General features: G+C 67.8%; 10 protein-coding genes. 5 read left to right on the top strand and 5 right to left on the bottom strand.

All coding sequences use genetic code 11. The features are described 5' to 3' along the window. Positions 1 to 38: 38 nt before the first annotated feature. The 5 genes from NF4_RS26475 to NF4_RS26455 are packed head-to-tail and all read right to left on the bottom strand — an operon-like array spanning position 39 to position 6,193. On the bottom strand, positions 39 to 1,043 hold the full coding sequence (locus tag NF4_RS26475) for an LLM class oxidoreductase (protein WP_063130093.1): 1,005 nt from the start codon (positions 1,041 to 1,043) through the stop codon (positions 39 to 41). Beyond that, positions 1,040 to 2,797: an ATP-binding cassette domain-containing protein gene (locus NF4_RS26470; protein ID WP_063130092.1), complete on the bottom strand. Its 1,758-nt coding sequence runs from the start codon at positions 2,795 to 2,797 to the stop codon at positions 1,040 to 1,042. The genes NF4_RS26475 and NF4_RS26470 overlap by 4 nt, the downstream gene beginning before the upstream one ends. Continuing rightward, positions 2,794 to 3,669 carry an ABC transporter permease gene (locus tag NF4_RS26465; protein ID WP_063130091.1) on the bottom strand — a complete coding sequence of 292 codons (876 nt, stop codon included), beginning with the start codon at positions 3,667 to 3,669 and terminating at the stop codon, positions 2,794 to 2,796. The genes NF4_RS26470 and NF4_RS26465 overlap by 4 nt, the downstream gene beginning before the upstream one ends. Beyond that, positions 3,666 to 4,619: an ABC transporter permease gene (locus NF4_RS26460; RefSeq protein WP_063130090.1), complete on the bottom strand. Its 954-nt coding sequence runs from the start codon at positions 4,617 to 4,619 to the stop codon at positions 3,666 to 3,668. Before NF4_RS26460 ends, NF4_RS26465 begins: the two co-directional genes overlap by 4 nt. Next, a complete protein-coding gene (locus NF4_RS26455) occupies positions 4,616 to 6,193 on the bottom strand; it encodes an ABC transporter substrate-binding protein (RefSeq protein ID WP_063130089.1) in 1,578 nt (525 codons plus the stop codon). The genes NF4_RS26460 and NF4_RS26455 overlap by 4 nt, the downstream gene beginning before the upstream one ends. A 442-nt stretch (positions 6,194 to 6,635) precedes the next feature. On the opposite strand from NF4_RS26455, the gene NF4_RS26450 reads away from it, so the two are divergent. The 5 genes from NF4_RS26450 to NF4_RS26430 all read left to right on the top strand — a co-directional run bounded on the left by NF4_RS26450 (position 6,636) and on the right by NF4_RS26430 (position 13,407). Further along, on the top strand, positions 6,636 to 8,243 hold the full coding sequence (locus NF4_RS26450) for an SMP-30/gluconolactonase/LRE family protein (protein WP_063130088.1): 1,608 nt from the start codon (positions 6,636 to 6,638) through the stop codon (positions 8,241 to 8,243). A gap of 7 nt (positions 8,244 to 8,250) precedes the next feature. Further along, positions 8,251 to 9,096, top strand: coding sequence for an SDR family NAD(P)-dependent oxidoreductase (locus NF4_RS26445; protein WP_063130087.1), 846 nt, complete (start codon positions 8,251 to 8,253; stop codon positions 9,094 to 9,096). A 127-nt stretch (positions 9,097 to 9,223) separates the two neighbouring features. Further along, positions 9,224 to 10,597, top strand: coding sequence for an aromatic ring-hydroxylating oxygenase subunit alpha (locus NF4_RS26440; protein WP_063130086.1), 1,374 nt, complete (start codon positions 9,224 to 9,226; stop codon positions 10,595 to 10,597). A 42-nt stretch (positions 10,598 to 10,639) separates the two neighbouring features. Next, positions 10,640 to 12,463 (top strand): flavin-containing monooxygenase, encoded by a 1,824-nt coding sequence (locus tag NF4_RS26435; protein WP_063130085.1) that lies wholly within the window; start codon positions 10,640 to 10,642, stop codon positions 12,461 to 12,463. Positions 12,464 to 12,492: 29 nt separating this feature from the next. Continuing rightward, on the top strand, positions 12,493 to 13,407 hold the full coding sequence (locus NF4_RS26430) for an SDR family NAD(P)-dependent oxidoreductase (protein ID WP_063130171.1): 915 nt from the start codon (positions 12,493 to 12,495) through the stop codon (positions 13,405 to 13,407).

Raw genomic sequence — 13,407 nt, 5'->3', positions numbered from 1 at the left:
GAATCCCTTCGATGTCGGGTGGAACGGAGGCGCGGTGGTCAGCGGTACACGCCCGGGGATGGGGCGGGAAACGCCGCGGTCGCGTCGGACAACAGGTCGCGGGGCGGCGGTAGACCGAGGGTGTCCCGCAGTGTCGTGTCGCCGGGGACCACCGCGCCGGGGAACCGCACCGCGAGGTCGGTACCCAGCAGGCGTGCGGCGGTTTCGGCGGGGGTGCCCGGACCGGTGGTGCGTAGCAGGAGCCCGTGGGCGCCTGCCCGCAGCAGCTCGGCGGCCGTCTCGAGGTCCCGGACGGAGGCCTCGGCCAGGACGGGTGCGCGCCCCGGCTGTCCGGCCGCCGACTCGACGGTCGCTCGATCGGGAAGCCCGCCCAGGACGGTGAGGTCGGTGATATCGGGGGTGTGCGCTCGGATATCGGGGCCGGTCCCGTACCACCCGAGCACCGGGGTGCCCTGCGGCGACGTGGGAATGCTCAGCGGCCCGGCGGTTCTGGTGACGCCACGGTGCCCGACGCGGCGGATGCGCTCGGAGTGCACCAGGATGCCGGACTCCTTGTCGCCGGCGATGCTGTCGAGGGGCCAGCTCTGCCACAGGCCGAGGACCGCGTGGGCGGTATCGGCGGTGGTCGCCGGGCCGAGCTCGGCGGCCGCGGCGAGACCCGCTCCACTCCAGGCGTTCCCGGTGCGTCCGCGTGGGTCGCGGCTGCCGAGCAGGAGGCCGGACCGGCCCCGGGTGAGGTGGTCCAGCGACAGCGTGCGGCGGGCGAGGTTGTAGGGGAGATCGATATGGGCGGTCGCGGCGACGACGATCGCGGGGCCGCCGTACACCGCCAGCGCCGTGGCCAGGACGCTGGGGTCGAGATCGCCTGCGGCCGGCACCGATTCGGTCGGGGCGCCCGGAAGCCGGTCGATACCGAACACGGTGAACGCGGCCCGATGGTGGGTCCACCGCCCGCGCAGCGCCGGGTCGGCGAGTACCGCGGCGGCTTCGGCGGTGGTCAGCGCCGTGGCGATGACGGGACGGCCCGGATCCGGAGAGGTCATGAACGCTGCACCTTCCTGGTGCCGAGATCGGCGTCGAGCAGAGCCCGGGTCGCGGGGGAGCGGGCGCTGTCGTAGAGGTGTTCGGTGGCGAATTCGTCGACCAGCCGGCCGTCCGACAACACTCCGATACGATCGCTCACCCATTCGACGAGACCGAGATCGTGCCCGATGAACACACAGGTGAGATTCAATCGTTCCCGCAGTTCCAGCAGCAGATCGATGATCTCGGCCTGGGTGGAGACATCGAGGGAGGAGGTCGGCTCGTCGAGGATGAGCAGCTCGGGTTCCAGCGCCAGTGCGCGCGCCATACCGACCCGCTGGGCCTGGCCGCCGGAGAGGGCGTGCGGATAGCGCTCGGCGAAACCGGCGGGCAGCCCGACGAGTTCGAGAGCCCGCGCCACCGCGTCGGCGGTCGCCTTCCGGTTCGGCGCCCGGCCGAACCGCCGCAGCGGCCGGGCGATCTGCTCGCCGATCCGGATACCGGGATTGAGGGAACCGACCGGGTCCTGGAAGACGTACTGCAACCGGGAACGCAGCGCACGCAATGCCGCGGGCCGGGCGCCGGCCAGCGATGCGCCGTCGAAGACGACCGAACCACCGGTCGCGGGCAACAGCCCGCCCATCACGCGGCCGAGCGTGGACTTCCCGGAGCCGGACGGACCGATCAGGCCGTAGATCTCGCCCGGCCGCACCGCGACCGAGATATCGTCCACCGCCAGGAGTTCGCGTTTGTCCAGCCCGGTACCGATACCTCCGACGGTGAATCGTTTGGTGACCGCCTCGAGCCGGAGCAGCGCCGCGGCGGTGTCGTCCCGGACCGGCGGTACGGACTGCTGCGGGACGGATCCGGCGGACGACAGTCGGCGCACGCCGTGCCAGTGCGGTAGCGCGGCCCGCTTGCCCAGCCGCGGTACGGCGTCGAGCAGGTCGCGGGTGTAGGGGTGCTCGGGCGTGGTGAGTACCTCGTCGCGGGGCCCCTGCTCGACGATCCGGCCCCGGGACAGCACCGCCACGGTATCGGCCATATGCGCGACCACATCGAAGTCGTGGGTGATCAGCAGGAGCGCGGACCCCGTGGCCCGGGTGATATCGCGCAGCAGGTCCAGGATCTGGCGCTGGACCACGGTATCGAGCGCGGTGGTGGGTTCGTCGGCGATGAGGACGACGGGTTCGGACAGCGCGGCCAGTGCCAGTGCCACCCGCTGGCGCATACCACCGCTGAGCTCGTGCGGGTAGGCGGCCAGCACCCGGTCCGGGGCGTCGAATCCGACCTTCGCGAGCCACTGCGCCGCCAGCTCCCGCCGCGCGGCGCGCGGGGTGTCCGGCCGGTGCCGGACGAGTACTTCGTCGAGCTGGGCGATGATCCGGTGTGCGGGATCCAGTGCGCCCAGCGGGTTCTGGAACACCATGCCGATACCCGCACCGCGGTAGGCGGCGAGCCGGCGCTCGGGGAGCTCGGTCAGATCGACCGGGGTGTCCGAACCGTGCCGGAACCGCACCGCGCCGCCGGTGATCCGGGCCGACCGGGGCAGCAGGCCGATGATCGCGGCCGCGGTGAGGCTCTTCCCCGAACCCGATTCCCCGACCAGGGCGAGGACCTCGCCGGCGGCCAGGGCGAAGGAGATACCGGAGACGGTCGGGGCGTCGGCTTCGTCGCCGGGGAAGGCGATGCTCAGGTCGACGACCTCGAGGACCGCGGCGGCCGCCGGCCGGACCTCCGCCGCGTGGGCGCTGTGCGCGGACACCGCGGTCATCGGCCGGTTCCCCGGGTGCGCGGGCTCGCCAGATCGTGCAGGGCGTCACCGAGCCAGTTGAAGGCCAGGGCCACGAGCACCACGGTGAGCCCGGGGATCACCGCCACGTACATATGCCCGGAGAGCACCACTTCGGCGCCGGAGGCGATCATCTGTCCCCAGTCGGGGGTGGGCGGCTGGACGCCGATCCCCACCGCGCTCAGGCTCGCGGAGAACACCACCATGGTCGCGACCAGTCCGGTGGCGTAGACGACGATCTGACCGGTCACATTGGGCAGTACCTCGCGCACCATCAGCGACCAGCGGGTCGCGCCCAGGGCTGTCGCGGCTTCCACGTATTCCCGCCTCGTATGTTGTTTGACCTCGGTGAAGACCACTCGGGTGACATAGGGGACGACATAGAACACGATCGCCACCACCACGACGGGAGCCCCGGGGCTCAGCACCGCGGCCAGTGCGACGGCGACCAGGATCACCGGGAACGCGAACAGCATGTCCACCAGCCGCATGACCACGCCGCTCACCCGCGGTCCGGCGAAGCCGGCCAGCAGCGCCGCGACGGATCCGACGGCGGTGGCGCCGGCCACCGAGATCACGGCCAGCAGCAGGGAGGTGCGGCCACCCCACAGCAGCCGGCTCAGCAGGTCGCGGCCCAGATCGTCGGTGCCGAGGAGATGCCCGTCGCTGCCCGGGGGCAGGAATTTGGCGGACGGGTCGGTCGCCAGCGGATCGTAGGGCGCGAGCAGGGGCGCGAACAGGGAGACGAGTACCACGCCACCGATGAGGACACCGGCCGTGACGAGCTGCGCGTGCTGCCGGCGGGGCGAGGTGTGCCCGGTGACCGAGGCGCGTGGTACGGCGAGAACCATCATGCCCCCCGTAGTCGCGGATCGAGGGCGTCCACGATCACGTCGGTGATCAGATCGACCAGCAGATAGCACAGCGCCACCAGCACGATGCCGCCCTGGATGACCGGGTAATCCTTGCCGTTGACGGCATTGACCAGCTGGGTGCCGATACCGGGCCAGTTGAACACGATCTCGACGAAGAACACGCCGGTGATCAGGGTGCCGATCTCGAGCCCGGTGACATTGACGATGCTGGGCGCGATATTGCGGAAGATATTGCGCCCGTAGATGGTGCGCAACGGCACACCCTGGGACCGGAACGTGCGCACGTAATCGGTGGCCGCTTCGCGGATCACCCCGATCCGGACGAAACGCGCCAGCACCAGCATGGAGATCAGCGCGGCCGAGACAGCGGGCAGCACCAGATGTTCGAGCAGATCGGCGAACCCGCCGCCGCCCCGCGATTGCATACCGCCGACCGGGAGCCAGCCCAGCCGCAGCGAGAACACGCTGATCAGCACGAGCCCGAACCAGTACACCGAAAGATTGCTGCCGATCTGGGCGAGCAGCATCACCGAGCGGTCGATCCAGGTGCCGTGGAAGATCCCGGCCACCGCGCCGATCAGGGTGCCGAATACCACGCAGACGAAGGCTCCCGCCACGGTGAGTATCACCGTATTGAGGAACGGCGGTACCAGCATGTCGAACACCGGCGTGCCCAGCGTCAGCGACAGTCCGCCGCCGTCGGCGACGAGATTCTGCAACCAGACGAAGTACTGCTCCCACAGCGGCCGGTCCAGACCGTAGATCGCGCGCAGTTCGTCGAGTTGTTCGGGGGTGTAGCGCGAGGCGAACTGGGACTCCACCGGATCGCCCGGAGTGAGCGCACCCAGCAGGAACGCCAGGATCGAGACGAGAACCAGGAGGGGGACCACGTTGAGGACGCGGAACCCGATATGGCGCACCTGCTTCATCGGGAACCCGACAACCAGACCGGTGCGAGGTCGTACCAGTTCGTGGACGCGTAGACGAAGCCTTCGACGTTCGGCCCGGTCGCGTAGTACCGGTTCAGATTTACCGCCGGGATCACCAGCGCGTTGGCGCGCAGCTTCGCCTCCGCCTGCTGCCACAGGCCGATCCGCGCATCCGGGTCGGCGGTACGCAGGGCCGTATCGATGGCCGCCGTCACCTCCGGGTACTTCGCCGGGTCCAGACCGCGGTTCTTCAGGCCGTTGTACCCGTTGTACAGCCATTCGGCATTCGTCTCGCCGAACTCGTCGATGCTGAGGCCGTCGCCGGGCTGCGGGTTGTACACCCGCGCCGAATAGTTGACCCGGTCCAGGCTCACGATGTCCACTTCGACTCCGATGCCCTTCAAATGGGCCTGCAGCCACTGTCCGAGGTTCTCGTTGGCCACATCGATGACGAGGTTGAACCTGAGTTCGCCCGGGTCGTAACCGGCTTCGGCGAGCAGTTTCCGGGCGAGGTCGGGATCGTAGGGGAAATCGCGGACCGCCGGATCGTAGGCCTCGTTACCAGGTGGCAGGAACGAGTACTGCGGTGAGGCGTAGCCGTTGTAGACCTCTTTCGCCAGCGCTTCCCGGTCCAGCCCGTGGATGAGCGCCTTGCGTACCCGGTCGTCCTCGAAGACGGGATTGCGGCGATTGAAGGAGAAGTACACCAGTTCCGCGGCGGTGCCCTCGGGTACGTCGAAACCGGCGTTCTCCAGCGACTCGACATCGTCGGGCGGCACATAGCCGATGAGGTCGACCTCGCCGTTGAGCAGCGAGGCCACGCGCGTCTGGTTGTTGGGAATGACGCGGAAGGTCAGCGTGTCCAGGCGGGGCCGCTGCCCCCAGTAGTCCGGGTTGCGCTGCAGCACGATCCGGTCGCCGATCGCGCGCGAGGCGAACCGGTAGGGGCCGGTGCCCTCGGGATGCCGGGCGAATTCGTTGTTGCCGTACTTCTCCCAGACCGCCGGATTGCCGACCGGGAGCGTGTACATCGACTGGGCGAGGATGCGCGGGAAGCCGAGGAACGGTTTGTCGAATTCGAAGGTGTAGGAGTGGTCGCCGGTGGGCCGGGCAGCGCGCAGGTTGCCGAACCAGACCTTCACCCGGCCGGCGCTCTCCTCGTCGAAGAACTGGTAGGAGCGGTCCCATACCCGGCGGACATTCTTGTGCAACGCGGCCGCGTCGAACGGTGAGCCGTCGTGAAAGGTCACTCCGTCACGGAGCTGGAACGTCCAGACGCGCCCGTCCTCGCTGTGGTCCCATTTCGTGGCGAGGACCGGAACCAGGGCGGGGACACCGGAGCCGGTGGTCAGATCCTCCCCGACCAGGGGCTCGAAGATATTGCGCGAGACGCGGTAGGTCTCCCAGTACACCTGCCGGTGCGGGTCCAGCCCGCGCGGTTCCAGGTACAGGCCGGTGATGAACTCGCCACCGTCGACGGGCAGACCGTTGTCGTTCCCGGATGAGCAACCGGTGAGCAGCACCATGGCGGCCATCCCGATCGCGACGATCGCACTGCGCTTGTTTCTTCGCACTTCAGTCGCACACTTTCCGTCCGGCAACGAACCCTCCGAGCACGCAACGTATCCCGGTGCGCGCCGGTGTTCACGGCATGAAATCAGCGCGATTCCTTTTCGGGACTGCGCACGCGGCGGCCCGCCGACGGCGTCCGGACGGGCGTTGCCGGAGCCGCGCTGCCCGGCCCGACCTGTTCGGCCGGGCGTTCGCCGATATTGCCGGACCTGCTCATTTCCTTATCGGAGAATGCTATTCTCCCAAGTGGGTAGTGAGGCGCCTACCGCAGGATTCCAGGCGCCGGAAGGGGTCGATCGACCTTGCCTCCGACTGTCCGCGTCTATCCTTATAAAGATTGCAATACTTATTGCGCTTGCCTGGATGGGGCGTTAGATTCCTTACAAGTCCTCGACATCGAGGCGGAACAGCGCTATCGGCCGGGTCGGTTGGGAGTCAGTCGGAATGTTGCAGCAAGAGGCGCGCTTTCAGGGCGGCCAGTCGATCGGGCTCGCGGCGGGATGGCAGCAGCGTCGCGTCACGGCGCCGAGCCGGCTGTTCGGAGCCAACGGGCTGCGCACCGGTCCCGACGGCCGGATCTATATCGCGCAGGTCACCGGTAGTCAGATCAGCGCGCTCGATATCGATACCGGCGCAATCGAAACCATCAGCGCCAAAGGCGGCGATATCGTCGCGCCCGACGACTGCGCCTTCCATCCGGACGGCACCCTCTACGCCACCGAGGTGATGGATGGCCGGGTCAGCGCCCGGCACACCGATGGCACCACCCGGCTGCTGCGCGCAGATCTGCCCAGTGCCAACGGCATCACCGTCCATCAGGGCAGATTGTTCGTCAACGAATGCCGGCCGGGTGGCCGGTTGATGGAACTCCCGCTCGACGGCGGCGCTCCGCGCATCCTGCTGGAGAACATCGAACAGCCCAATGCGATGGAGGTCGGCCCCGACGGGTTGCTCTATTACCCCGTGATGGGCACCAACGAGATCTGGCGCATCCATCCCGACGGCGGTGCACCCGAACGCGTCGCGGGCGATCTCGGGGTACCCGACTCGGTGAAGTTCGACCCGGACGGTTTCATCGTCTCCACCCAGGTGGCGTCGGGTCAGGTCCTGCGGATCAACCCGCGCAACGGGGAGAAAACCCTGCTGGCCCAGCTGAACCCCGGCCTGGACAATTGCACCCTGGTGAACGGGCGCCTGTTCGTCTCCAATTTCACCGGTGAGATCACCGAGATCCTCGCCGGCGGGGAAACCAGGACCACGCTGCCCGGCGGCCTGAACTGGCCGCTGGATCTGACGGTAGGCCCCGACGGCACCCTCTTCGTCGCCGACGGCACCTACTTCTATGCCGTCGGCGCGGACGGACTGGAAACCCAGGGCATGCTGTTCAGCCCGGGCTACCCCGGCTTCACGCGCGGAGTAACCGCCACCGGGCCGGGGGAATTCGTCGTCGCCACCGCGGGCGGGCAGATCGCCCGCTGGCGGCCGGGCACCGGGGAGTGCGAGTTCCTGGCCGGTGCGGAAACTCCGTTCGATCAGCTCTACGGCGTCGAGGTCGGTCCCGGCGGGCTCATCGTGACCACCGAGTTCGGCACCGGGCGGGTACTGGGCGTGAACAGCGGGGGCGGCGTCGATGTGCTCGCGTCGGGGCTGCGGAAACCGCTCGGTGTCGCGTTCACCACCGGCGGCACCCTGCTGGTGGCCGAATCGGGTGCGGGCCGGGTCGTCTCGGTCACCCCGGCCGGGGTGGACACTGTCGTCGACGGCCTCGACACCCCCCAGGGCATTCTGGTGCGCGGCTCGCAACTGCTGGTCGTCGACTCCGGGGCCAAGAATCTGGTCTCCGTCGACCTGGAGACGAAGGCGCGTGAGGTCCTGGCCTGGAACCTGCCGGTCGGCGCGCCGCCGGGAGTGACCCCGAAACCGCTGCTCGGTATGCCGCCGTTCTCGGGGCCGCAGGGTCCGTTCGCCGGTATCACCGCCGCCGCCGACGGCACCGTCTATATCGCCGCCGATGCCGAGGGCAGTGTGCTCGCGTTCCGGAAGGACGGGTGAGGAATCCATGACGAACGACTTCTTCGGGCTCGACGGACGCGTGGTGATCGTGTCCGGCGCGGGCGGCGGCGGTATCGGGACCGCGGTGACCAGGCTGATCGCCCGGGCCGGAGCCACCGTGCTGGGGGTGAGCCGGGGCGCCGAGAATCTCGCGAAGCATGTGGAACCCCTGGCGGGGGAGGGCCTGAAGGTGATTCCGGTGCAGGCCGACGCCGCCACCGACGAAGGAGTCGCCACCGTCCTGGACGCGGCCCGGCAGGCCGAGGGGGAGCTCTACGGCCTGGTGAACATCGCCGGCGGCGCCGCGCCCGCCACCTGGATGCCCGCCACCCGGGTGACGCGGGAGGACTGGCGGGCGCTGTTCCACCAGAACCTCGAGTCCATGTTCTTCATGAGCCAGGCCGTGGCCGCGGAGATCAAAGGAGAGGGCCGGCCGGGGTCGATCGTCTCACTGTCGTCCATCAGCGGGTTGAACACCGCCCCGTTCCATATCGCCTACGGCACGGCGAAAGCCGCCCTGGTGGCGGCGACCCGGACGCTGGCGGTCGAACTGGCGCTCAGCGATATCCGGGTGAACGCGATCGCGCCCGGCGTCACCGAGACCCCGGCCTCGGGGACCTACGTGGACGAGGACCCCGGACGCGACCGGACGGCCATCGCCATGGGCCGTCGCGGCCGGCCCGAGGAACAGGCCGGCGCGGTGCTGTTCCTGCTCTCGCGGCTGTCGTCCTACATCACCGGCCAGACGCTGCTGGTGGACGGCGGACTGAACCTGAAATGGACCCATCTGGGCGCCGACAACACCTCCCTGTTCCTGAAGGACGAGGGATTTCGCGCCGCGATCACCAGCTGACCACCGATATGCACTGCACCGACACCGACTGTCCCCGGACCCGGGGTGGGAGAACGCCATGAGCGAGCGTAGCGAGCGATCAATGGACACAGCCGAGCCCTCGCTCGTGCCGGAGCGAAGCGGAGGCATGAGCGAGACCGTCGACGATATCGCCACGAACACCGAACCGCTGTCCGCGCCGATGACGATCGGAGTGGAGGCCTACCTCAGTCCCGACTACGTGAAGGCCGAACGCGACAAGCTGTGGCGCAAGGTGTGGCAGCAGGTGGGGCGGGTCGAGGAGATTCCGAAGGTCGGCGATTACCTGACCTACGAGATCCTCGACGATTCGATCATCGTCGTACGCACTGCCGAGGACACGATCCGCGCCTACCACAATGTGTGCGCGCACCGCGGCCGCCGCCTGGTGGACACCCCGGCGGGGGCGCGCAACGCGAAGGGACGCAAGAAGCAGTTCGTCTGCGGTTTCCACGGGTGGCGCTACGACCTCGAGGGCCGCAACACCTTCGTCCCCGAACGCGAGGACTGGCCGTGCGGGCTCACCGAACGCAACGACGGTCTGGTCGGCGTACACGTCGACACCTGGGGTGGCTGGATCTGGATCAACCTGGACCGGAACCCGTCGGAGACGCTGCTGGAATACCTGGAACCGGCCGCCACCCTGCTCGATCCGTTCCGGCTGGAGAACATGCGCTACCGGTGGCGGCGCTGGCTGGTGTTCGACTGCAATTGGAAGGTCGCGCTGGAGGCCTTCATGGAGACCTACCACGTGCCCTACACCCATCCGGAGTTCATGAATTTCGGCATGTTCCTGGGCTGGGCGCGGGCACAGGGCAAACACAGCAATATCGGCTACGACGCGCCGAAGGGGCAGGAGGAGAGCCAGGGCAAGATCCGCCTCGGCCACGGACCCGACGCCCGTAAATCCACCATCGAGTTACAGAACTTCACCTGGGAGAACGCCAATACCAACACCACCTGGACCATGGTGGAAGCGGCGCGCCGGCTCACCGAGGAACTCCCCGAGGGCACCCCGGCGCCGGAGGTCATGGCGCACTGGCTCGCCTCGGCCCGCGCCGCCGACGAGTTGCGCGGTGTCGTCTGGCCGACCGTCACCCCGGCCGAGGTCGCGGCCGCGGGTACCGCGTGGCAGATCTTCCCGAACTTCCAGATCGGGCACGCCGTGAACAATATGCTCTGCTACAGCGCCCACCCCTACGGCTACGACCCCGATAAATGCATATTCGAGGCCGCGGTCTACGAGCTGTTTCCCGAAGGCGAAGCACCGGAGACGGAATGGGTGCACACCCCACAGGACGATCCGGGTTGGCGCACCGTCCTCCCGCAGGACTTCGACAATATGGCCGCGGTCCAGCAGGGCATGAAGACCCTGGGTTTCTCCGGCCCGAAGCCGAATCCGTATCGCGAGCGCAGTGTCGTGAACCTGCACCACAACCTCGCGAAGTACATGGGCACCGGCGCACCGCGTGACCTCACCTGACCCCGGCGCCGCCGGCCCGATCCACCCCATCGAGGAATCCGAATGAACAACTGCGCACCCACGCAGACCCCCGAGATCGACCATGCCGCGCTGCGGGCCAAGTACCTGGCCGAACGCGATAAGCGGCTGCGGCCCGAGGGGCAGAAGCAATACGTGGTGACCGAGGACGGGTTCACCGACTTCTTCGAAGGCGATCCCTACACCCCGGTGACGCCGCGGGATCCGCTGACAGAGGAGATCGATGTCGCGGTCCTCGGCGGCGGCTGGGCCGGGCTCACCGCGGGCGCGCGGCTGACCCAGGCCGGGGTGGAGGATTTCCGGATCATCGAACTCGCCGGCGATTTCGGTGGCGCCTGGTACTGGAACCGGTATCCGGGCATCCAATGTGATTCCGATGCCTATTGTTATCTGCCGCTGCTGGAAGAGACCGGGTACATCCCGACCCAGAAATACGCCTACGGCGACGAATGTTTCGAGCACGCACAGCGGATCGGCAAACACTTCGGGCTGTACGAGAAGGCCATCTTCTCCACGATGGTGAAGTCCCTGGAATGGGACGAGTCCGGCCGGCGGTGGCGGATCGGTACCAATCGCGACGACGATGTCCGCGCCCGGTTCGTGGTGATGGCGCAGGGACCGTTCAACAAGCCCAAGCTGCCCGGCATCCCGGGGCTGAACGATTTCACCGGCCATACATTCCATTCCGCCCGCTGGGACTACGCCTACACCGGCGGCGATATGCGGGGCGGCCTCACCGGCCTCGAGGACAAGAAAGTCGCGGTAATCGGTACCGGAGCCAGCGGGATCCAGGTGATCCCGCATATCGCTCGTTCGGCCGAGCACCTGTATGTCTTCCAGCGCACCCCGTCCTATATCAACGAGCGCGGCAACGTGCCCACCGATCCGGAATGGGTGAAAACGCTGCAACCGGGCTGGCAGTTGCAGCGCCGCCGCAATTTCCACACCGCCGCCTTCGAAGCGTTCGCTCCCGGGCAGCCGGATCTGGTGTGCGACGGCTGGACCGAGGTCAGCCGCAATGTGCAGTCCTATCTCGACGAGAACAATCTCTGGGCGGAGGTCACGCCGGAGAAGTTCATGGAAATCCGGGAGCACCAGGACTACCGGGCGATGGAACGGGTCCGGCAGCGGGTCGACCAGATCGTCACGGATCCGGAGACCGCCGCGGCGCTCAAACCGTATTACCGGTTCCTGTGCAAGCGTCCCTGTTTCAACGATGAATATCTGCCGACCTACAACCGCGACAATGTGACCCTGATCGATGTGTCGGCCACCAAAGGTGTCGAACGGATCACCGCGAAAGGGATCATCGCCGCCGGGGTGGAACACGAGGTCGACTGCATCGTCTTCGCCAGCGGATTCGAGATCACCACCGAGCTCGACCGCCGCTACGGTATCCATCCGTTCGCCGGCCGCGACGGGCTCTCCCTCTACGAACACTGGGCGGACGGCTACCGCACCCTGCACGGCCTCACCAGCAACGGATTCCCGAATCTGTTCTTCACCGGCTTCATCCAGGGCGGTATCACCGCGAGTACCACCGATATGTTCGATCAGCAGGCGACCCACGCCGCCTACATCATCGGCGAGGCGCTGAACCGGGGCGCCCGGACAGTGGAACCGACTCCCGAGGCCGTGGCCGGCTGGTGCGCCACCATCCGGGAGACCGCGGTGGACAACAGCAACTTCCAGCGCGAATGCACCCCCGGCTACTACAACAACGAGGGCGAGCGGAACATCCGCTCGCATCTGGGCGAACCGTACTGGCCGGGCTTCTACGCCCTCGAGGACATCCTGCAGAGCTGGCGTGAAACCGGCCGCCTGGAGGGTTTGGCGCTCGGCGAATGACACGCCGCGGCGAAACGTTAGGAGAAGCGTTGTCCGAGATGCGGTTCGACGAACGGGTCGCGGTGGTGACCGGCGCCGGTCGCGGCCTCGGCCGGGCCTACGCCCTGCTGCTGGCCGCTCGGGGCGCCCAGGTCGTGGTGAACGATGTGGGCGGCGGTATCCCGGGTGGCGACAGCGATACCGGGGTCGCCGGTGCGGTGGCCGACGAAATCGCGGCCGCCGGTGGGCAGGCGGTCGCGAATACCGATTCGGTCGCCACCCCGGACGGTGGCCGGGCGATCGTGAACACCGCCCTCGACACCTACGGCCGGATCGATGTGCTCGTCCACAATGCGGGCAATGTGCGCTATGCCCCGCTCACCGAAATGAGCTACGCGGATTTCGATTCCGTCCTCGACGTGCATCTGCGCGGTGCGTTCCACGTCGTACGCGCCGCCTTTCCGGCGATGCGCGAGGCCGGGTACGGGCGAGTCGTACTGACCTCCTCGATCGGTGGTCTCTACGGTAACCAGAACGTCGCCAACTACGCCGTCGCCAAGGCGGGCGTGATCGGGCTGTCGAATGTGGTGGCGCTCGAGGGCGCCGAATTCGGGGTGAAATCCAATGTGATCGTGCCGGCGGCGGTCACCCGGCTCGCCGACGGTATCGATACCTCGAAGTATCCGCCGATGGAACCCGAACTGGTGGCGCCGGCGGTGGGCTGGCTGGCGCACGAATCCTGTTCGATCAGTGGCGAAATGCTCGTGGCGCTGGCGGGCCGGGTGGCGCGGGCCTATATCGCGGAGACCCCCGGGGTGTATCGGCCGCAGTGGTCCATCGAGGACGTCGGGGCCCGTATCGACGAAATACGTGACATCAAGGATTCATGGTTGCTGCCGGTCGTTCCGTCGGCCCACAGCGACCATATCGGCCGGAGTTTCGCAATGGCCATGGGAGGTAAGTGA

This window comes from Nocardia fusca NBRC 14340, from assembly GCF_001618425.1.
GTDB classification, from domain to species: Bacteria; Actinomycetota; Actinomycetes; order Mycobacteriales; family Mycobacteriaceae; genus Nocardia; species Nocardia fusca.
Note: the sequence above shows the minus strand (reverse complement) of the source record. Positions and strands in the feature narration are given on the sequence as shown.

Bases quoted from the DNA above. Each gene is read 5' to 3' on its own strand.
- NF4_RS26465 (WP_063130091.1), bottom strand. From the start codon at position 3,669: ATGATGGTTCTCGCCGTACCACGCGCCTCGGTCACCGGGCACACCTCG.
- NF4_RS26460 (WP_063130090.1), bottom strand. From the start codon at position 4,619: ATGAAGCAGGTGCGCCATATCGGGTTCCGCGTCCTCAACGTGGTCCCC.
- NF4_RS26435 (WP_063130085.1), top strand. From the start codon at position 10,640: ATGAACAACTGCGCACCCACGCAGACCCCCGAGATCGACCATGCCGCG.
- NF4_RS26450 (WP_063130088.1), top strand. From the start codon at position 6,636: ATGTTGCAGCAAGAGGCGCGCTTTCAGGGCGGCCAGTCGATCGGGCTC.
- NF4_RS26440 (WP_063130086.1), top strand. From the start codon at position 9,224: ATGAGCGAGACCGTCGACGATATCGCCACGAACACCGAACCGCTGTCC.
- NF4_RS26470 (WP_063130092.1), bottom strand. From the start codon at position 2,797: ATGACCGCGGTGTCCGCGCACAGCGCCCACGCGGCGGAGGTCCGGCCG.
- NF4_RS26475 (WP_063130093.1), bottom strand. From the start codon at position 1,043: ATGACCTCTCCGGATCCGGGCCGTCCCGTCATCGCCACGGCGCTGACC.
- NF4_RS26445 (WP_063130087.1), top strand. From the start codon at position 8,251: ATGACGAACGACTTCTTCGGGCTCGACGGACGCGTGGTGATCGTGTCC.